The sequence below is a fragment of the Enterococcus sp. DIV0755b genome, from assembly GCF_051713765.1.
Lineage (GTDB): Bacteria > Bacillota > Bacilli > Lactobacillales > Enterococcaceae > Enterococcus_C > Enterococcus_C canintestini.
Genome location: NZ_JBIOQN010000001.1, coordinates 1,530,630 through 1,551,908, shown reverse-complemented (window position 1 = coordinate 1,551,908; position 21,279 = coordinate 1,530,630). Strand labels below are relative to the sequence as shown.

The following is a 21,279-nucleotide window of genomic DNA, read 5'->3' as shown; positions in this document are numbered from 1 at the left end:
ATAGATATGAAGTTAAACCTATCTTAGCCAACTTTAAGCAAAATGTCTATCTTAAAGTAGTGTTCCAATTGCAAGTAAGATACAAATCGCAACAAACAAAATTGCAATTAATTTGGTAATGTATTTCCACCATTTACCAATATCAATTCGTGCAATCGCAACAGCCCCCATAACAATTGCTGAAGTTGGAGTAATTAAGTTTACTAACCCTGAAGCAGACTGGTAAGCAGTAATTACTAAGTCTTTACCAACCCCTGCAAATTCACCCATAGGTCCAATAATACCCATTGTAGCAGCGGCAAGACCTGAAGTTGATGGAATTAAGAATGACATTGGAATATAGAAAACAAATGTCAAGATAATAAAGACGATTGATGAAAGACCAGAAAGACCTTTTTCACCCCAGTTTAGAATTGTGTCAGTAATCATACCGTTATTCATGACAACTTGAATACCACGGGCAACAGCCACAACAATTGCTACACCGATTAAATCAGAAGCACCGGTTAAAAATTCAGAAATAAATTCTGATTCTTTAAAGCCATAAACAATCGCTACAACGATTGACATTAATAAGAACAACATTGTAATTTCAGGGAAGTACCATTGACCAAATGGTAACATATCTTTACCAAGTACCATGCCTAAACCTGGTAGACCAGATAACCATTTTGTAAAGTCAGCGAAAATGTTGATGCCAAACTCTTCCCATGGAATTAAACTTAAAATCATTAATAAGAACGTTACAATAAATAAAATATTTACATTGCGTTGTTTTTTTGTAACCCCTTCTTGACGATTGATAGCATCAATATCAAAGTGTTTCATGTCTTCTTCACGTTGATTGTAAACAAGGGACTGTGTTGGATCTTTTTCAATTTTAGCTGCATAACGGTAAACGTATGCAATTGAAATCGCAACTAAAACAACCCACATGATGATACGTAATAACATCCCATCAGCCATTGAAATACCAACCGCATCAGAAGCAACACCAGTCGCAAACGGATTCACTGTAGATGCTAAACAACCAACTTGTGAACCAATCAAAACGATTGATACCGCAACGATTGAGTCAAAACCTACCGCCATCATAACTGGAATTAGCAATGAATAAAACGGAATAGTTTCTTCGGCCATACCGTAAGTTGAACCACCCAAGGCAAAAATTGGTAATAAAATAAAGATTAAGTTCTTTTCACGGCCTTTAAAGCGTTTTACGATTGAACCGATTCCTGCATCTAATGCGCCAGTTTTATTGACGATTCCAAGGAACCCACCAACGATTAAGATGAAAAATGAAATAGAAATAGCTGGATCTGTTGTTTCAGAACCTAACATCCCTAAAACTGGTGCCATCATCACGTCGTAAAAACCTTGTGGATTTTGAGCCACACGTTCATAGGTTCCCGCTAAAATGTTACCAGCATCGTCCACTTTATAATGACCGGCTGGAATGAACCAAGTCAAAATGGCGATGAATGCAATGATAATAAATAATACCGTGTACGCAGAAGGCATCTGGAATTTTTTCTTCGTTTGCGTATTTTCCATTTTTTCTCTTCCTCTCTTTTCCTATATTTTGTAACTATAAAATAGATTACATAGTTATTTTATCAGAGATAAGACAATCTGGGAAATAATTACACAAGTTTTTTTATCGTCTTTTCGCTGTTTCATTATGTATATTCATTTTATAGTTGACTAATTTGTAAGTAGAACTTGATAGCACGGCTTTTGTTCCACTCCTACAATAATTGTACCGCTAGTTTCTTTTTATAATATGAAAAATACTTACTTGAAAATGCGAAGAATTTCTCTTTATACACTGCCTTTTTGATTATTATACAATTCAGTGCATATACGTTACATTTATTTTGAAAACGCTTTATCATTTTGCCACTTTTTGTATTTTATTTCATCAAAAAAATCAACTTGTTTTTTTTGTACAAATTCTCCAACAAAAAAATTGGCATTGAAGAAATAACTTGAGTAGCAAAAATTGTTGTCAAGTAACTTTTATTCATTTATAAAATATTGTTAGCTTAAGAATATAAAAACGATGGGACTTTTTTTATATCAAAAAAAGAAAAAGGCTGTGACCACCCTTTGGTCACAGCCTTAAGAAATCTTTTTTTACCCGCAATGTTGTTGTTTACGTCGTTTTTGTTCTAAAAAAGGAAGTAGCTTGGTGTAAATAACTAGAAAAGCAGCACTGACAATTGCTCCTTTTAATAAATTAAATGGAACAACTCCAATTGCAATATATTGGGCTAATGAAACACCTAACATTTTATCAGCCGTTAAGCCTAATACGCTTAAATAGACAGGTGTAATGACAAAATAATTTGCAATACTCATAAAAATTGTCATAGCTAAAATTCCACTAGTAATACCTAAAACTTTGTTGCCAATTTTATTTTTTCCTTTAAAGAAATAATACATTGGCAATGTAAAAAGTGAACTAGCAAAAAAGCTTGCCACATCCCCTACCAGATTACTTAACTCTAATCCAGTTGTTAATAGATGTAGTAAAGAGCGAATAAATGCTGTTGCAATCCCTGCCATTGGCCCAAATAAAAACATGCTTAGCATCACCGGTATATCACTGAAATCAACTTTCATAAATGAAAAAGCTGGTATAACCGGAAACGCCACATACTGCAAAATAACACCCATTGCCGCAAACAATGCGACAGCCACCATTTTTTGTACCTTTGTGTTCTTCATTGAAATCCTCCTAATTAAGGACCCATCTTCAATCGAACCTTTTTGAAATAATCTTTTTCATAAAAAAAACTCTATTTTCCATGCAGGGAAAATAGAGTTAGAGTTATCTGAAATAGGTTACTTCAAATAAGCCCTATCTTCTTTATCCAGACTATACTGTCGGTATCGGATTTGCACCGATTCAACCGCAAATGAATGCGGCTCGTGGACTATAACCACCGGTCGGGAATTACACCCTGCCCCTGAAGACGAACCTTTTATTTAATTACACTTACATTATATAAGAAACAAAAAAAATTACAAGTATTAATTCTTAGCTAAATTTAAAAGCTGACTAACTTCTTTTTTGTGTAGTGGACGATATTCGCCTGGACGTAAATTATCTAATGTTAAATTTCCGTATTTTTCCCGTTTTAGTTTTTGAACAGGTAAGCCAACTGCTTGCAACATTTTTTTAACTTGATGATTTTTGCCTTCATGAATTGTCAACTGAATAATTGCAGTTTGTGCTTTAGTATCCGTTGATAAAACATCATAATGGGCTGGTCCATACTTTACTCCTTCAAAACGCAAGCCTCGACTTAATGGACGTAACTGCTGCTTTTCTGGAATTCCTTTGACTTTTGCGACATACACTTTATCTACTTCATGTTTGGGATGAGTTAACTTTTGGGCAAATGCACCGTCATTGGTTAACAACAACAAACCAGAAGTATCGTAGTCCAAACGACCGACCGGATAAATTCGTTCTGTGGTTCCGCTAAAGAAATCTGTGACAACTTTACGGCCCTTGTCATCACTAACAGCAGAAATAACACCCCGAGGTTTATAAAACATGAAATAAACTGGTTCTTCTTGATTAATTGGAACATTATCGACTTCAATTTGATCTTTACTGCTCACTTTAACCCCTAATTCTGTCACGGTTGTCCCATTAACTTTGACGCGACCTTCACTAATTAAAGTTTCAGCTTTACGACGCGAAGCAATTCCTGCATGTGCGATAACTTTTTGTAATCTTTCCATTATTCTTGTCCTCCATTTTCTGTTTCATTGAAACGGTCAAAAAATAAATCCATCGGGACATCTTCTGTTAACTCATTTTCCATTGCTTCAATATCGGGTAGTTCGGCTAAAGATTTTAAGCCAAAATAATCCATAAAATAATCAGTTGTGCCATATAAGATAGCCCGGCCAGGACCATCAACACGACCTTTTTCCTCAATTAATTGTCTTGCAACTAATTTTTGCACCGATCCACTCGATTGCACGCCACGAATCTCATCGACTTCCATTCTAGTCAGTGGTTGTTTATATGCAATAATTGCCAAAGTTTCTAAGGCAGCTTGCGAAAGACTATTTGAAAGTGGTGATTGGGCGTATTTTTTTAGTAAAGGAGCAAATTCTTTTTTAGTTGTTAAGACGAAATGGTTCCCTACTTCTAAAATATGGAGCGCAGAATCACTGTCTTCGTAATAACGTTTTTGTAAAATTTGAATCATTTCATAAGTTTGCGCAGTTTTCGTATTTAATAAATAGCTTAATTCTTCTAAGCCAATTCCTTCGTCGCCAACTACGAATAATATAGCTTCTAATTCACTAATTTTCATCTTTTTCTCCTGTTGCAAATAGGGTAATTTCCCCATAATTTTCCGTCTGACTAATTGTTACACTGCCAGTCTTCATTAATTCTAATACGGCCAAAAAAGTTGTTACGACTTCACTTTTAGTATAGCTTTGTAAAAAGTCAGTTAAGCTTTTTCCTTCACTAGGTTTTAAATTCGCTAAGCTTCGTTTAATAGCAGTCATCTTGTCTTCAATCGTTGCTTCATCTGAAGTAATAGTTGTTTCAATTACTTGTCTTTTTTTCTTTTTTTCTAGCATATTATGAAATGCTAGAAATAGATCAATTGTATTAAACTGATTGGCTGGTAATAATGGGTTATCTTCTTTATAGTCATCTACATCCATTGGTTCTTTAGTAAAGTAATCGCCACGTTCTTTTGCCTTATCTGATAGCACTTCAGCAGCATACTTAAACTTGCGATACTCCAATAATTGACTAACTAAAACTTCACGTGGGTCTTCTTCATAGACGTCTTCTTGGGCCACAATCTCTTGCTTTGGTAAAAGCATTTTTGACTTTATTGCCATCAAAGTTGCAGCCATCACCAAATAATCCCCTGCAACTTCAAGTTCTAGTGTTTGCATAGCATGAATATATTGCATATATTGTTCGGTAATTGCGGCAATTGGTATATCGTAAATGTCGATTTCTAATTTTTGAATTAAATGAAGCAATAAATCTAGCGGCCCTTCAAAAACAGCCAACTTGACATTAATCTCACTCATAAGTTCACCAACTTCTATGCACGGGGAAAATATTGTTTGTAAACATCCGTCATGCGTTTTTTCGTAATGTGGGTATAAATTTGGGTCGTCGAAATATCGGCGTGCCCCAATAGTTCTTGTACCGTTCTTAGATCGGCCCCATTTTCCAATAAATGCGTAGCAAAGCTGTGCCGTAATGTATGAGGTGTCACGGTTTTATAAATTCCAGCCATTTGTACGATTCGTTTCAGATTTTTCCAGATTCCTTGCCGGCTAAGTTTAGTACCATGATTATTAACAAAAAGATAGGCCTCTTCTGGGTTTTTTCGTGTTAAATAGGGTCTTGCTTCTGAAAGATAGCGTTGAACCCATTTAATCGCAATATCGCCTAAAGGAACAATTCGTTCTTTATCCCCTTTACCCAAAGTCTGTAAAAGCCCCATTTCTAAATGGAGATCATTCAATTTTAAATTAACTAATTCACTTACCCGCAGCCCTGTTGCATACATCACTTCTAAAATAGCGCGATCGCGTAAACCTAGTGTCTGTTTAGTATCTGGTGTTTGTAGCAGTTGCTCTACTTCGTTTAAACTTAATGTATCTGGCAGTTTTTGTTGCTTTTTCGGTGAATCAATATGCTGCATTGGATCATGATCTGTATAACGTTCTTGACGTAAAAATTGATGGAATCGCCGTAGACTAGTAATCATACGCGCAATTGTGGCATTAGAGCGATTATCTTCTTTTAGTGTCTGCAAGAAACTAACCACTGTAAAACGATCGACCTCTTGCCAAGCAGTAATTTTTGATTGATTCAAAAAAGCCAGATATTGTAAAAGATCACGTTGATAACTTTTTTTGGTATTTTCAGATAATCCCCGTTCAATCGTTAAATAATGTAAATAATCGGTAATTTGTTCTTGCATCTTCCACCATATCCTCTTTTATAACATCTCTATTATCATACCAAATCGTAACCGTTTATAACAGAAAAAAAATAAGCTACGCCAAAGCCAATGTCGGACTCTGGCATAACTTCACTTTTTTTGACAATTCTGACATATTCCATGAAAAGTCAAGCGATGATCTTTCACGATAAAATGATATTTACTTTCAACAATTTCTTCTACATCGCCTAATAAGTCTTCTTCAATTTCTTCGATATTACCACATTCAATACATAACAAATGATGATGAAAATGTTGTGCGCCTTCTTTGCGGAGATCATAACGAGACACACCATCATTAAAACTCACTTTATCTACTACATGCAATTCAGTTAAAATTTCTAACGTCCGATAGACTGTCGCTAAACCGATTTCCGGACTTTTTCGCTTTACAAAAAAGAAAACTTCTTCGGCGGAAAGATGGTCTTTTTCATTTTCCAATAAAACCAATAATGTCGCTTCCCGCTGCGGAGTTAATTTGAATCCGGCTTCGTGAAGTTGTTGTTTCACTTTTTTCATTGTAGTTATAGTATCCATGTATCCTCCGCAACCCTTTTTTATAATAATTATAAACTAACGTTTTACTATAAAGCTTAGATTATACTTATTATAAGGAAAAAGCAAGAATTATACAAGGTCTGTTTTCTCAATTAGATAAGTAAAACCGTCTTTTTGCTCAACTAATTTTGCTTTTAAGAGATGTCCCATTGCCCGTTTAAATTGGCCTTTACTAATACCAAACATTTCCTTAATTGCTTCAGGATCCGATTTATCGGTGTATGGCATTTTATTTTCTTTTGCTCGGCGTAAATACGCTAAAAGCATTTCCGCATCGTCACTAATCGCTTCATACGCTCTAGGTTTAAGAGATACATTTAAAACACCATCTGGACGAACCCCAATTACACGCCCTGAAACTACCTCTCCTAGACGCGGTTCTTGATAACGTTCGCTAGGATGGATGAAGCCCAGATAGAAATCTTCGGTTAAAATATAAGTTCCGGCAATTTTTAAGCGAAAAACAGTACCGGTAATATTTTGATTTTTTTGTTCTTCTTTTCCTTTTTTGCTCATGGAACGAAAAACTTTTTCCTCTGCTAAAGTGCCCCAAATACGTCCTTTTTGATCGACCCGTAGAGCAACCAATAGTCGATCCCCTTTTTTCGGCCATAATTCTGTTAAAGTAGGCAATTCATCAAGTGAAACGGCGATTTCTTTATCTGGTAAGCCAATATCAACAAAAACGCCCAAATCTCGTCTTGAAGCTATAACTGTTGCAAAAGCGTAATGTCCTTGCCGACTTTTGGGGATTTCAGTAGTGAGGGCATTTTCATGACGTTGGTTTTGATAAGCAAATCCTGTGACGCTTTCACCTAATTGATGTTCACCTTCACTTTTTGGCAAGCGAAAGGTAACGCCGTTTTTTTGGATAAAATAGGCTGTGTCATTTTCATCTATGACCATACCAGTAATAATAGTAGCTAATAAATCATTCATATTTTTTCTCCTTGTTGCGCTTTGCGCTAAACTATATAACAAGACGGATTAAAGCAATTGCGATTATTCCGACAACTACAATTTTCATCAAGTCCTTCGTATAGTAACCTACCATTAAAGCAGGGATGCTGGCAAGTACTTCTGCACCTTTAATTGTCGGCCAATTTCCTGCTCTAAAATGAAGCAGGCTCTGAATTAACAGCGCAAATAAAATACAAAGGGGTAAATAAGACAAAAATATTTCCGCTTTGGGGGGAAATATTAATTTTTTGGCGAGAAGAAAAGGTAAAATACGGGGAACCCAAGTGACAATACTACAGCCTAAAATAAGAATAAGTACATTACTACTGATCATCATGCGTCACCGTCCCAACTAAGCAACCAATTAAAGTCGCCACAATTACTGCAATTTCAGCAGAAGTAAAGCGCATAAATACAATTAAAGTAATACAGACACTCACTAAAACTTGTAACGTTTGCGTTGTTCTTTTCTTCAGGGGTAATTCAACTTGAAACAGACATAAACCTAAAAACATCGCAGTTAAAGCAAAATCCAATCCAAAACGATTAGGATCTGGAATAAATTGTCCCAACAAACCACCCGTAATATTTGCTAGCACCCAAGTAAGATAAGCCGCTATATTCAGGCCATGCATCCAATGCGTTGTTAGAGGGCGTTTTTCTTGGAGGGCTGTAGTTAGCACACCATAAGATTCATCGGTTAAAAGCGTGCCGATTCCAATATTATTTAAGATAGAATATGGTTTAAAATAATTTGTAACAGATAGACTCATCAAAAAATGGCGAGAATTGACCAGAAAGACGGTCAAAATGATAGTTGAAATTGGCGCATGAATAGCTAATAAGCCACAAATAATAAATTGTCCACTACCAGCATAAACTAATAAAGATAATAGTAAAATTTCAAGCAGCGAAAGGCCAACCCCTTTTTCCACGACGCCTGCGGCAAAACCAATTCCCAGATAACCTAACATAGTTGGTATACAGGCTTTCATTCCATCTTGGAAACTTTCATAGCGCTGTGTTTCTTCCAAAAAAATACCCCCTTCTTTTCGTTTGCTTTTAATCATAACGAAAAAAAGAGGGACTGACAAGAAAGCGTCAGAAAATAAATAAAATTCGTTCTTTTATCTAATCGTATGGTCGTTGCCATTGCCACGGAAATAACCCGTTTTACAATTAATCGTAACAATGTAATAAGGCAACGCTTTTTCAGAAATTCCTTTTAATAAAGAAGATTTAGTATTTGTAGCAAATAGATTGTAATATCCTTCGCCATTTTCAATCGTCACAGGCTCTAAATAATAACCACCTGCTACGATATAGCCTCGATCAATACATGTTTGAATGACTTTTTCTTTGATTCCGGCATTCCAAACCCAAGCTGGATTACTAGTATCTGCCACAGCGCTAGGATTTGTCGCCATAATAGGTTCGTTATTATTATTTGGATGCATATTAGGTGAAGCTTCTGCCGGCAAACTATTATTTTGTTGTTCGCTTTGTGATTTTGCCGCTTGTTCTGTTGCTTGCTGTTCAGCTGCTGCTTGGGCTTCTTGTTGTTTTTTTGCTGCGGCAGCTTCTTTTTTCGTTAGAGTGTCATCAACTTTTTTCAAGTTTTCCGTTAAAGTTTTCTTTTGAACTCCATCAAATAATTTTGCTACGGCTTTTTGAGCCGTTTGATATTGTTGACGTGATACGCTGTCTTTGACTTTGTCATCGGCATAAATGACAGCCATTGCCTTTTTAGCGGCATTCAAGTCGTTTAATTGTGACTTGGCATCACTAATAACGTTGTTAATGGCTTTAGAAAATTCGTCATCTGTAGTTAAAGGATCAACGTTTACATCGTCTCCTTTAATTGCAACCGTTGTTTTTACTTGTGAACCATTGACGACAGGACTTTCAAATAAGTTATTTACCGCTGCAACAATCGTCATTTTTTCTTGAAGGCTATTGATTTCATTAGCTAAATCCGTTAGCTGCTCTTTTGTCCCAGCAGTATTGGCTTTCTTTTTCAACTCATTTACTTCTTTAGTTAAGTCTTCAAGTTGTGTGTTTGTTTTATCAGCTTTAATAAATTGATGACTTGTATCCGTATAAAAATCTGCGAGTTTTTCTTTGATACTAGTTTCTTGCGCTTCTATTTTTTGTTGTTCTTGACGAGCTTGCGCTTTAACGTTTTGGTCGTGAACATAATAGCCATAGCCGCCACCACCTAAGATAATTGCAGTTGCCAAAAGCACAAATGGCCATTTTTTACGGGGAGCTTTTGTTGTATTACCAATTTCTGATACACGTTCTTCTTTTGAGCTATTAGCTGTCTTAGCAGGATTTGAAACCAAAGACTCAGAATCACTAGCCGTCTCATCATCAACTTTATCAGCTGGTGTGTTTGTTTGACTTATACTAGCTGAATCGATTGGATCATCCATTGCTTCTTGCTCTTCAGTTGCTTCATTTTCGATACTTTCATTTTTAGTTGCAGAGCTATCAATTATCTCTTGGTCATTTAGTGCTGCTATCTTCGTTTCATTTGAAGGTTCTTCTTCAACTGCTGTTATCTCAGGTTCAACAGGTTCTGACTTTGCAGGATCAGTCTCTTCATTTAGTTTTTCATCATTATCTACACTATTGCCATTTTCTTCTCCAGCTACAATTTCTGGTGATGATTTAGGCTGATCAGGTTCTAAAGATGCTGCAGTTGTCGTTTCACTTTTTTCAGCAACATCTCCTAGTTTAGGCGTTTCAGGTTCTTCATAGTCATCTTTATGCTTTTTAATATAGTCAGCTAAAATAGGATTGACATCCGCTAGATCATCTTCTTTTGTCGCTTCATTTAGTGATTCTTCCATCACAGAACCAATGGAGACATCTTTAAAATCTGACCATTTAACTGAATCATTATTATCAAGATTGTTTTCTTTAATCGTCGCAAGTTTTCCGGCAATATTTTCTTTTATTTCTTCACCACAACGCGGACAAACCATTTGACCATCAAGAGGCTCAAACCCACAGTGGGGACATTTGTTAATCACTGTTTTTCTTGCTTCCTTTCTGCATAAAACTTTGATTTCGCATTAGCTGGCAAAATTTCTGCCAAACTATCTAGTCTATTATAAACGTTTCCGCTTAGGATAGGAAGTTAGGATTTTATTAAGAAAATTGAAGTCAGTCAAAATTCATAAATAGCTTTTAAAATAGAAATTTAAAGAAATTAAAAAAACTGTTACGCCAATAAAACAGCGTAACAGCTTGATATTATTCTAAGAAATCTTTTAATTGTTTCGAGCGAGATGGATGGCGCAATTTCCGCAATGCTTTTGCTTCAATTTGGCGAATCCGTTCTCTGGTAACCCCAAAGACTTTTCCGACTTCTTCTAACGTCCGGGTACGACCGTCATCAAGACCAAAACGAAGACGTAACACATTTTCTTCTCGATCTGTCAAAGTATCTAAAACATCTTCTAATTGTTCTTTTAAGAGTTCATAAGCCGCATGTTCTGCTGGGCTAGTTGCTTCTTGATCTTCAATAAAATCACCTAAATGAGAGTCGTCTTCTTCACCAATTGGCGTTTCTAATGAAACGGGTTCTTGGGCAATTTTTAAGATTTCACGTACTTTTTCAGTTGGCAAATCCATTTCTGCGCCAATTTCTTCAGGTGTTGGTTCTCGTCCTAGGTCTTGTAGTAATTGACGTTGGATTCGAATCAACTTGTTAATCGTTTCAACCATGTGAACTGGAATTCGGATTGTCCGGGCTTGGTCAGCAATTGCACGAGTAATCGCTTGACGAATCCACCAAGTCGCATAAGTAGAAAACTTGAAACCTTTGCGGTAATCGAATTTTTCTACTGCTTTCATTAATCCCATGTTACCTTCTTGGATTAAATCTAAAAATTGCATTCCACGACCAACGTAACGTTTGGCAATGGAAACAACTAAACGTAAGTTTGCTTCAGCTAAGCGTTGTTTTGCTTCTTGATCGCCTTCTTCAATTTTTAAGGCTAGTTCAACTTCTTCTTCAGCCGTTAAAAGTGGTACGCGACCAATTTCTTTTAAATACATACGCACAGGATCATTTATTTTTACCCCTGTTGGTGCGGACAAGTCTTCTTGTTTGGCTGCTTCTGCTTTCTTTTCATTGCTCTTTAAGCTGTGAACAGACGGTTCGCCATTTTCGTCGACGACACTAATACCAGCATCTTCAACTTTTTGGATTAATTTGTCCATTGCGTCAGCATCTAATGAAAAAGGTGTGGCCAATTTATTGGACAATTCGTCGTAAACGACTTGGCCATTGGGTTTATTTTCTTTGATAAAGGCACTTACCGCTTTATCATATTCTGTTTTTTGTTCTTTTGCCATGAAAAGAAGGCCCCCTTTGTGTAATTAAGCTTGCTGCAATTGTTTGGTTAAATCTATTATTTCAACTGCCAACTCTAATGCCTGCTGCATATTGCCCAATTGACTTGCTTCTTGCTGCATAAATTTCTTTTGATTAATTTTTTCAGCAATGCGTGCCTTTTGGAATAAACGCAAAATGCTTTTTATCTCCTCTTCAGAAGAATCTTGCGGTACATTAAGATAGGCAATTTCAATCACTTTATTTTTCACTGCCGTTTCTGCTAAATAATCGAGAAAATCAGGTAAAGAAAAGTTGCCAAAACTCTCGATAAAGTTTTCATACATAAAATAAATCGTTTGATATTCATCATGGATAAAAACTAGCTCTGCTTGTTGTAGACGCGATAACAGTGAACTATCGTTAAAGAGTCGATACAAAATTAGCTGTTCGCCTCGTTCGACCTGAGTTAATGGTCTATTTGGCAGTTGGGTTATAGCTGATGATTTTACTTCCTGTGAACCAAATTGAGGCGCATCTTCAGTCGCTATATTGTGCCGTGGTGCTTTTGTAGCTTCTTGTCGTCGTTTTTGTTTGAATTCACTGAGTTGTTGCTGCAGTGTTTCCCGACTTAAATGAAACTCCGTGGCAATTTGAGTCAGATAACGATCCTGAGCGAGTAATGAATCAACTTTTGCCAATTCTTGTAATAAATCAGTTACATAGTCAAGTTGTTCTTTTTCGTTACTTAAGTTTCTATTTTGGCGTAAATAAGCCATCTTAAAACCAAAAACAGTTTCACGGCCATGATAAGCCAATTCATAAAATGCTTCACTACCGTACTTTTGAACATACTCATCTGGATCAAGTTTTTCCGGTAATTGTAAAATTGCCAAATCCAAATTACTGTGTTCATCTAATAACGCTATCGCCCGATCAGTTGCTTTTAATCCAGCATTGTCGCCATCGTAACTAATGACAATTTCGCCTGCAACTCGTTCGATTATTGCAATTTGTTGACTTGTTAAACTCGTCCCCATACTGGCAATTCCGTTTTTTACACCAGATTGCCAAGCAGCAATAACATCCATAAAGCCTTCAAATAAAAAAACGGTATTTTCTTTGCGGATTACAGATCTGGCTTTATCAAAATTAAAAAGGACTTGGCGTTTATTAAATAATTCGGTTTCCGGTGAGTTTAAATACTTCGGTTGGTTTTCGCCTGGATAATCCGGTGTTATTAAAATACGTCCGGAAAACCCGATCGTCTTTCCCTTTACATCGTGAATTGGAAACATAATCCGTTGATAAAAACGATCGGCTAATTCACCATTTTCTCGTTCCACAAAAAGTCCCGACTGAACTAAAAGAGTGGAATCCACTTTTTCGTTAGCAAAAACTTGTTGCAAAAATTGGCGTTCATTTGGTGCAAAGCCAATTTCAAACTCATCAATCAGCTCTTGGGTTAACCCACGTTCTAATAAATAATCTAAAGCTAACTGCCCGGCAGCTGTATTCACCAACATATGGTGATAAACTTCTTTTGCTTTTTCATGCAGTTTAATTAATGCCTGTTGTGGTGAATTGCCCACTTGCGTCGTTGTATTTAATTTGTATTCATCAGCAAAAGGAATTTGTTCAATTTCTGCTACTTTTGCGACAGCCTCTGGAAAAGTAAGTCCTTCTAATTCTTCAACAAAACCAAAAACGTTTCCTCCCCGACCGCAACCAAAACAGTGAAAAATCTGCTTATCTTCGGCGACAGAAAAAGATGGCGTTTTTTCTTCGTGAAAAGGACACAAGCCAACGTAGTTTTTACCGGCTTTTTTTAGCTGGACGTATTGACCAATGACTTCGACAATATTACTCTTTTCCCGAATTTCATCAATTACATTCTGAGGTATTCTGGCCACTTCATTCACCTCCAGCCTGCAAATTATTAAACAATTGTTATCGGTAAAAAATCGCACTAATTAAAAATCAGCGCGACTTCAAAAAGACCCAATAATACAAACTATATTCTAACATATTCTCTTTGTTTTTCAAGTCTTACGACCTAAAGTCCGTGAATTGAAAAACACTCATTAAAAAAGTGCTAAAGAAAGTATTTGCTCTATTCAAAAGCTCAAAAGCATTTTTTGGCAAAAGCCAAACAAAATTATTTTAGGACAACTATTTGTACTGATCTTCTAGTTTGCTCATCCAAGCACCCAATAATGCGCCCAGCAGACACAACACAACACAACCAGCGTAACCTGCAAAAGTAAACCCTTGATAATTCGTTGGAATAATCATCACAGTCGAAGCAAAAACAATTCCTAAAATAAAATGGAACAATTGAGGATAAGCTTTACTAAAAATATAATCCATCACTTTTGACAAGCCTAAAACGGTGATAATACCACCAATCCCAATTGGAATGATCACACTGAGATTTAAATCTTTAATACCATCAGACATCGCTTTATACATCCCCATGTATACTAAAAAGTTGGAAGGGCTAAGTCCTGGCACAATCATCCCCAAACCAATTAAGCCACCTGCAATTATCCAAGTGAAAAAGTTTTGATCTACTTGAGAAAATAAACCTGAACCTTTCCACAAAAATAAAAAGCCTAATGTAAAACTCACCACTAAAATAATAATTTCTCTTTTACTACGCCCTTTTTTACCGGCTTCTTTCCATAAAGCGGGAACTGTTCCTATAATACACCCCACAAAAAACCATAAAATAATCGTTTCATACGTTCCTAATAAAAAACTCACCACAAAAGATAATAAAAAGACACCAGTGATACCACCTAAACCAACTGGAATAAAAAATAAAACATTTTCTTTAAAATTACGGGTTATGTGCGCTAAAAACGAAATAATCCGTTCGTAAATACCAAAAATTGCCGCTAAAGCTCCCCCAGAAACTCCTGGCAAGATGAAACCTGACCCAATAAACATGCCTTTAACAAAGCGAAGTAGCCAATCTTTTGTTTTCGCCTCTTTTGCCATTGTTTTTCCCATCTTCTAAGACACTCCTCATGATTAAATTCAACTTTAACAATTAATAAAATACCTTTTAAAGTTTAGCATATTTGGTTTTGCTTGCAAGCTAAAATAAAAAGTTCGTCCAATTGATTTTCTTTTCGTTGAATTTCACCAGATCCGCATAAAACATATTCCCGCCATTATGGTATAAAAAGCCACCATTATAAAGTAATGACTGAATTCCCCAATAACGGTATTTCGTTTTATCTTGATTACCTAAAATTGGCGATAAAACATCTTTAGAATATTTTTCCGCTAGTTCGACTGTGTTTGTCCCCCCATTTTTGGCAACAAAATCAATATAATCCAAACCAAAATTATAGGCTTGAACAGCCGTCCAGATATCACAGTCTTGTGCTTGTGCTTTTTTGATAGCGGCAGCTAAAAATTTAACACCGGCATCAATACTTTCGTCTGTATTTGTAATCTTATTTTGGGTACCATAGCTACTTTCAGAACTTTGCATCACGTCAGAGCCTTGCCCTTTTGATTCAGTAAAAATGATAGCCTGCGCTAATTTTTCTTTAGAAGAAATCTGATATTTTTTGGTCGCGCTAGCAACAATCGCATCGTATTGATGGACTTGTTTTAATATTTGATAATTTCGAAAGCCAATAAAAATAATACCTACTAAGACAATCAAAATTAAACACTTTAAAATAATCTTGCTAATTTTTTTTAACATAAAAACCATCCAAACGTTTTGAGTATTTTTCTATACTACTATTTCTCTTTTTCTATGGCTATCACAAAACCATTTCTTGGTAATAATTTTAGAAAAACAAAATATTTGGCAACAACTTACAATATTGTTTGGCTAAAATTATCCATATCATTGTTCATAATTTTAGCCAATCGTTATAATGAAAGAAAGGAGGGTGCCTATGACAAGTGGATTTATTACTTTAACAGATCAAACCAAGCTCTATTATGAACGCTATGGCGCCGGTAAACCTTTGATTTTTTTACATGGCAACAATAGTAGTGGTCGCTATTTTAAAAAACAAGTTCCTTTTTTTGCCAATTATTTTGATTGTCTCATTTTAGATACGCGTGGTCATGGCCGTTCTAATAATGAAGCGAAAGAGCTTAATTTTCGCCTTTTAGCTGGTGATTTAGCAGAGGTTATGGAAATTTTAAAGCTTACTAAGGCTACTATTTTAGGCTTTAGTGATGGTGCCAATCTAGCCATGGTCTTTTCCCATATTTTTCCCGAAAAAGTTGAAGGCCTGATTTTAAATTCCGGCAATTATCGTGTAAACGGGGAAAAGTGGCTAACTAGAGTGGCTACTCAATTGGGCTATTTTAGCTTGGCTTTTTTAGGAGTTTTTAGCACTACTTTTATAAGACAAAAAAACATGCTGAGTTTAATGGTGAATGATTTACCGTTAAGTGAAATAGATTTAGAGAAGATCACTGCCAAAACACTCGTCATCGCAGGCACTTGTGATGTCATTAAAACCAGTCACACCAAAAAAATAGCCGCCCTCTTACCCAATAGTCAGCTAATTTTAATTAGCAAAGCCGGTCACACAGTCGCTTTTAGTCATCCGGAAATTTTCAATCAAATGGTTTACAAATTTTTACAAGAAAAGTAGGTGTTGATATGCAAAAAATTATTGCCAAAGTAAAAAGCTATGAGAGTATTTTAAAAACAATTTTTCTTTTCGCAGTTATCATTATTGTAGTAGGTGAACTTATTTCAATTAGCAAAACAATTAATATCGCCCAGTTAAAAGCTACTTTGGGAGATGTCCCTATTTACAAAGTCTTTTTAATGTTTATTATTGGCCTGATTGCTGTTTTACCAATGGTAGGCTATGATTTCACATTAAATAAGATGTTGAATTTGAATCACAAAAAAAGTTACATTTTTGAAATGAGCTGGTTAATTAATACGATTAACAATATCGCAGGCTTCGGAGGATTTATTAGCATTGGGTTACGTTCAGAATTTTTTGGCAAAGGCCAAAAGGGAAAAGACGTCGCCAGCGCACTATCAAAAATATTGATCTTCTTAATGTCTGGCCTTTCTATTTATAGTTTGATTTCCTTTTTCTTAGTTACTTTTACTGATATTAATCCTTATTTAAAACAGTATTGGATTTGGTTAATCGGTGGTGGCTTATACTTCCCTGTTGTTTTAATCATTACCCATTTTAAAAAGACTGGCTTATTAGGTGGACTTAAACAACAGTATCGTCTTGAACTAATTGCAACTTCCTTTTTGGAGTGGACAGGTGTAGCCGGTTCGTTTCTAGCAATAGGATATTTAATGGAAGTTCCTTTTCCTTTATGGCAAGTCTTGCCACTTTATATCGCAGCTTCTGTTATTGGGATTGTCTCCATGATTCCTGGGGCATTGGGTAGTTTTGATATTATGATGATTTTAGGATTATCCAATCTGGGAATCAACCGTGAAACAGTAGTTGCTTGGCTTTTACTCTATCGAATTTTTTATTACCTGATTCCTTTTGCTATTGGTCTAGCACTTTTCTTCAAAAATCTATGGACAAAAGTGGACGTACGTTACTCTGGTATACCCAAACAACTTACATTGGAAATTTTCCATAAGATCGAAGTAATTATGCTTTATTTTTCCGGTATTATGATGGTCCTAATGGCAACAATTCCCCAAGCGTTTTCTGAATTCAAATGGTTACAACACGTCAATCCATTTCGCTTCCACATTATCGTGCAATTTCCTAGTATCGTTTTAGGATTTAGCTTGTTAATTATGGGTAGAGGGATTGCTTCACGAGTAAAACGCGCCTATTTCCCGACCATTATGTTAATTGTGGCCGCGATTATTTATACGTTTTTAATTGACTTTAGTCTAGCCGCAATTATTTTCTTAAGTCTGATTTTATTGATTACAATTTTATCTAAAACTGAATTATTCCGTGAACAACTCGTCTACTCATGGGAACAATTAACTGTTGACGGTATTATTATCGGTGGCCTAACTCTTTTATATTTAATTATTGGTATTTACAATCTGCCTACATTTCCCCACCATCACCGAAAACCGATTAGCTTTTTCTTGTTTCCTTCAGAAAAGTTATGGTTTTCAGGGTTTGTCGCAATTTTAGTTATCGCTTTGTTTATTTTGCTTTTTGTCCGTTACTTACAAGGGAAAAAGCAACAGCCTGGTCAAGCGTTTGATGAAGCAAAAGTTAGCCATATTCTCACCACATATGGTGGAAATTCAGATTCTCAACTGGTCTATTTAAAAGATAAAAATATTTACGTCTACAATAACGGCAGCGATGATACCGTCTTTTTACAGTTTGCGACTTACAATAATAAAAATGTGGTGATGGGTAGTCCCAATGGCAATAAAGCTGATTTTGAAGCGGCGATTGCCCAATTTATTCACGATGCAGACTTATTGGGCTATTTACCAGTCTTTTATGAAACAGATGAAGAAACCGTTATGATTTTGCATGAATTAGGTTATGACTTCATCAAGATGGGCGAAGAAGCACTAGTTGAATTGGATACTTTTACCACCTCTGGTAAAAAGATGAAAGGAACACGAGCAGTTTTAAATAAAATTGAAAAAAATGGCTTTACTTTTGAAGTTTTACAACCACCATATTCTGACCAACAAATGAAAACTTTTAAAGAAATTTCTGATAGTTGGTTAGACGGCCGAAAAGAAAAGGGATTTTCATTAGGCTTTTTCTCTGAAGATTATTTGCAACGCGGACCAATGGCAGTGGTCAAAAATAGCGATGGTGAAATTGTTTCTTTTGCCAATATTATTCCGACCTATACTAATGAGATTGGTACCATCGATTTGATGCGTCATCATGCCCAAAAAGCGCCATCTGGTAGCATGGATTTCTTGTTTGTTAACTTGTTTTCTTATATGCAAGAAAATGGTATTCAGTATTTTGATTTGGGAATGGCGCCACTTTCAAATGTCGGTCAATCCCGTAAAAGTTTCTTACAAGAACGTATTGCTTATCTAGTGTATGAATTTGGTTCACGATTTTACTCTTTCCAAGGTCTCCGAGACTATAAAGAAAAATATGCCAGCCAATGGCGCTCTCGTTATACCTTGTACTCTCGTGATAGTTGGATTGCTTATGTAATGTTGGCAATATTATTTATTGACAACCGGACAGTTGATAAAAAGACACCACTACACGGTGTAAAACGCTTTTTGAAGCGTTAAGCCAGATTTAATTTTAAAAAAAACAGGTGTGACAAAAATCTTGTCACACCTGTTTTTTGGCGATAAACTCTTGTTTCAAAAGCAAATTTTGCTTAAATAACCCGAAATTTCACAAATATTTAAGTAGCAATTTCTTAACATTACTTCCTATTTCTTGAAGCTGATCGCTTCTGTCACCTATCATTTTAAATAATCCGCCAATGTTTAAAAGGATAATAGACAAAGCGTGCTTTTCCTAAAATTGATTCTGCTTTAATCGCCCCAAAAGAACGACTATCTTTTGAAATACGGCGGTTATCCCCCATCACAAAATAACTATCCGGACCTAATTTTTTAGTCCCAGTTAATTCTTCTAAAGAAAAATCATTGGTAAAAGAGCCCTCATCTGCTAAGTTCTTCTTATTTGTTGCTAAAAAGGGTTCTGAAACGACCTTGCCATTAACGTAAAGCTTATCGTTGTCATAATATAGTTCATCCCCAGGCAAGGCTATGACTCGTTTAATATATGTCGTACCACTTGCTAGTTGAAAAACGACAACGTCAAAACGTTTAATTTTGGAAATTTTTTCCATGATGACCATATCATCTTGTTTTAAAGTAGTCTCCATTGAATTTCCTTCTACCGGCACGGGAATAAGTAAAAAACCACGTACTAAAATAGCAATTGCAAAAGCAATAATGGCATATTTTATTGTCATCCAAAAATATTCTTTAAACTTTTTCATACCATTTCTCCTGCATTAATTCTTTGAAGCCATTTCTTTTTTCAACACGTCAATTCCTTTATGGTACGCTTCATCATGACTCGTAATTTGCGTAGTTAATTGTTTTTCAATCGCATCGGCAGTCTCTGTGTTTAAAGTCTGTGAAACTTCTAAATGTTGTTTAGTTTGAAAATCTTTCAGCGCATTTTTGGTTTTCTCATTAAACACATCTCCAGCGGTATCATAACCTAAAGCATTTAAAAAGCGATTTAGACGTTTGATTTCATCAGAAGACTGGCCTTGTTTTAATTCCTTGTCCCGTGGTAGTGGCGCTAAATAAGCATAATCAGGAAAATCAGCTTTAATCGTTGGTTCTAAACCTTTTTCGTGAATCCAATTACCTTTTGGGGTTAGCCATTTACTGACGGTTAGTTTTAAACTACTTTTATCATCAATCGGACTAACCGTTTGAACCGTTCCTTTACCAAAAGTAGTCGTACCGATAATCGGTATTTTAGCAGATTCTTTTAATGCGGCCGCAAAAATCTCTGAGGCAGAAGCAGAGCCACTATCTACTAACACGACTGTCGGTTCAGTTACTTTAAATCCTTGATCAAATTTTTCGCCAGCAACTGCTTTTGAAACAGTATGATGATTGTCTTTAAATTCTACAATAGTTTGACCATCTTTTAAAAACATACTTGCCATTTTTTCAACTTGATCTAATAGTCCACCAGGATTTTGTCTGACGTCTAAAATAAATGATTTTGCACCTTGCTTACGTAATGAAGTGATAGCATCTTTTAGTTCTTTAGCGGTATTCTCGCCAAAACTACTGATTTGTAGTACCCCAATTTGCTTATTTTCATTACTGATTTTTTCTGTAACAGTGTGAAGCGGAATCTTATCTCGCTTTAAAGTAACTGCGAATGTCTCGTTACCACGCTTTATTTGTAAAACAACTTCGGTTCCTTTTTTACCACGAATTTTACTTACTACTTCAGCTAATTTTTTTCCTTTGGTAGTCATTTGGTCTACTTTTAAAATGATATCATTTGCTCTTAGACCACTTTTAGCAGCTGGAGTATCTTTAATTGGCGCTTGCGCAATTTCAGGATATTCATCTTTTATTTGCAATGTCGCGCCGATTCCTTCAAAACTATCAGATAAAGATTGATTTAATTGACTCGATCCTTCTTCATCTAAAAAAGTCGTATACGGATCATCTAAGGCCTCTGTCATGCCCTTTAACGCTCCATTGACCAATGTCTTCGAATCTACATCCCGATAGTAACTTCCCTTTATTTCATCATACAATTGTTGTACTTGAGCTAAATCATCATTGCTTTTTGCGACTGTTTCATTTTGTAATTCGTGAATAGTCCCATACAAATAGCCGCCAGCGCCAAAAAGAACTGCCACTGTTACGAGGGAAGCAAAATAAATTTTAGGGGATATTTTCTTCATCTTGGGCCTTCTTTC

Annotated in this window: 19 protein-coding genes and 1 riboswitch; of the genes, 2 read left to right on the top strand and 17 right to left on the bottom strand. The window is 35.8% G+C overall.

Annotated features, from left to right (window positions below):
* Window positions 1–51: 51 nt before the first annotated feature.
* The 15 genes from IGI65_RS07360 to IGI65_RS07290 all read right to left on the bottom strand — a co-directional run bounded on the left by IGI65_RS07360 (window position 52) and on the right by IGI65_RS07290 (window position 15,595).
* Window positions 52–1,554: a YfcC family protein gene (locus IGI65_RS07360; RefSeq protein ID WP_071864940.1), complete on the bottom strand. Its 1,503-nt coding sequence runs from the start codon at window positions 1,552–1,554 to the stop codon at window positions 52–54.
* Between the two features lie 582 nt (window positions 1,555–2,136).
* Entirely contained in the window at window positions 2,137–2,730 is a 594-nt protein-coding gene (locus IGI65_RS07355; RefSeq protein ID WP_438773725.1) for an ECF transporter S component, read from the bottom strand.
* Window positions 2,731–2,861: 131 nt separating this feature from the next.
* A riboswitch (FMN riboswitch) is annotated at window positions 2,862–2,984 on the bottom strand.
* A 52-nt stretch (window positions 2,985–3,036) separates the two neighbouring features.
* A complete protein-coding gene (locus tag IGI65_RS07350) occupies window positions 3,037–3,756 on the bottom strand; it encodes a pseudouridine synthase (protein WP_095006803.1) in 720 nt (239 codons plus the stop codon).
* Complete coding sequence (gene scpB / locus IGI65_RS07345; RefSeq protein WP_071864936.1) at window positions 3,756–4,340, bottom strand: SMC-Scp complex subunit ScpB; 585 nt, start codon at window positions 4,338–4,340, stop codon at window positions 3,756–3,758. Before scpB ends, IGI65_RS07350 begins: the two co-directional genes overlap by 1 nt.
* The gene (locus IGI65_RS07340) at window positions 4,330–5,082 is read right to left on the bottom strand and encodes a segregation/condensation protein A (RefSeq protein WP_438773724.1); all 753 of its coding nucleotides are present in this window, start codon (window positions 5,080–5,082) and stop codon (window positions 4,330–4,332) included. Before IGI65_RS07340 ends, scpB begins: the two co-directional genes overlap by 11 nt.
* A gap of 14 nt (window positions 5,083–5,096) precedes the next feature.
* Window positions 5,097–5,987 carry a site-specific tyrosine recombinase XerD gene (xerD, locus tag IGI65_RS07335; RefSeq protein WP_412257702.1) on the bottom strand — a complete coding sequence of 297 codons (891 nt, stop codon included), beginning with the start codon at window positions 5,985–5,987 and terminating at the stop codon, window positions 5,097–5,099.
* A 111-nt stretch (window positions 5,988–6,098) separates the two neighbouring features.
* Window positions 6,099–6,545, bottom strand: a complete 447-nt coding sequence (fur, locus tag IGI65_RS07330; RefSeq protein WP_095006804.1) for a ferric iron uptake transcriptional regulator — start codon at window positions 6,543–6,545, stop codon at window positions 6,099–6,101.
* A gap of 90 nt (window positions 6,546–6,635) precedes the next feature.
* Window positions 6,636–7,505, bottom strand: a complete 870-nt coding sequence (locus IGI65_RS07325; protein ID WP_438773723.1) for a CvfB family protein — start codon at window positions 7,503–7,505, stop codon at window positions 6,636–6,638.
* A 31-nt stretch (window positions 7,506–7,536) separates the two neighbouring features.
* Window positions 7,537–7,860: an AzlD domain-containing protein gene (locus IGI65_RS07320; protein WP_438774423.1), complete on the bottom strand. Its 324-nt coding sequence runs from the start codon at window positions 7,858–7,860 to the stop codon at window positions 7,537–7,539.
* Window positions 7,850–8,521, bottom strand: coding sequence for an AzlC family ABC transporter permease (locus tag IGI65_RS07315; RefSeq protein WP_438774422.1), 672 nt, complete (start codon window positions 8,519–8,521; stop codon window positions 7,850–7,852). The genes IGI65_RS07320 and IGI65_RS07315 overlap by 11 nt, the downstream gene beginning before the upstream one ends.
* 132 nt (window positions 8,522–8,653) lie before the next feature.
* Window positions 8,654–10,564, bottom strand: coding sequence for a cell division site-positioning protein MapZ family protein (locus tag IGI65_RS07310; RefSeq protein ID WP_438773722.1), 1,911 nt, complete (start codon window positions 10,562–10,564; stop codon window positions 8,654–8,656).
* 223 nt (window positions 10,565–10,787) lie between these two features.
* Complete coding sequence (gene rpoD, locus IGI65_RS07305; RefSeq protein WP_016172347.1) at window positions 10,788–11,894, bottom strand: RNA polymerase sigma factor RpoD; 1,107 nt, start codon at window positions 11,892–11,894, stop codon at window positions 10,788–10,790.
* Between the two features lie 24 nt (window positions 11,895–11,918).
* A complete protein-coding gene (gene dnaG / locus IGI65_RS07300; RefSeq protein ID WP_438773721.1) occupies window positions 11,919–13,784 on the bottom strand; it encodes a DNA primase in 1,866 nt (621 codons plus the stop codon).
* Between the two features lie 259 nt (window positions 13,785–14,043).
* The gene (locus tag IGI65_RS07295; RefSeq protein WP_071863774.1) at window positions 14,044–14,886 is read right to left on the bottom strand and encodes a DUF368 domain-containing protein; all 843 of its coding nucleotides are present in this window, start codon (window positions 14,884–14,886) and stop codon (window positions 14,044–14,046) included.
* 88 nt (window positions 14,887–14,974) lie between these two features.
* The gene (locus IGI65_RS07290) at window positions 14,975–15,595 is read right to left on the bottom strand and encodes a lysozyme family protein (RefSeq protein WP_438773719.1); all 621 of its coding nucleotides are present in this window, start codon (window positions 15,593–15,595) and stop codon (window positions 14,975–14,977) included.
* Window positions 15,596–15,794: 199 nt separating this feature from the next.
* On the opposite strand from IGI65_RS07290, the gene IGI65_RS07285 reads away from it, so the two are divergent.
* Together IGI65_RS07285 and mprF are read left to right on the top strand one after the other, a co-directional pair.
* Complete coding sequence (locus IGI65_RS07285; protein ID WP_438773718.1) at window positions 15,795–16,508, top strand: alpha/beta fold hydrolase; 714 nt, start codon at window positions 15,795–15,797, stop codon at window positions 16,506–16,508.
* 8 nt (window positions 16,509–16,516) lie between these two features.
* Window positions 16,517–19,093, top strand: coding sequence for a bifunctional lysylphosphatidylglycerol flippase/synthetase MprF (gene mprF, locus IGI65_RS07280; protein ID WP_438773717.1), 2,577 nt, complete (start codon window positions 16,517–16,519; stop codon window positions 19,091–19,093).
* 185 nt (window positions 19,094–19,278) lie between these two features.
* Here mprF and lepB read toward each other — a convergent pair whose 3' ends face one another.
* Together lepB and IGI65_RS07270 are read right to left on the bottom strand one after the other, a co-directional pair.
* Complete coding sequence (gene lepB / locus IGI65_RS07275; RefSeq protein ID WP_412257720.1) at window positions 19,279–19,818, bottom strand: signal peptidase I; 540 nt, start codon at window positions 19,816–19,818, stop codon at window positions 19,279–19,281.
* Between the two features lie 15 nt (window positions 19,819–19,833).
* The gene (locus IGI65_RS07270; protein ID WP_438773716.1) at window positions 19,834–21,264 is read right to left on the bottom strand and encodes a S41 family peptidase; all 1,431 of its coding nucleotides are present in this window, start codon (window positions 21,262–21,264) and stop codon (window positions 19,834–19,836) included.
* Window positions 21,265–21,279 lie beyond the last annotated feature (15 nt).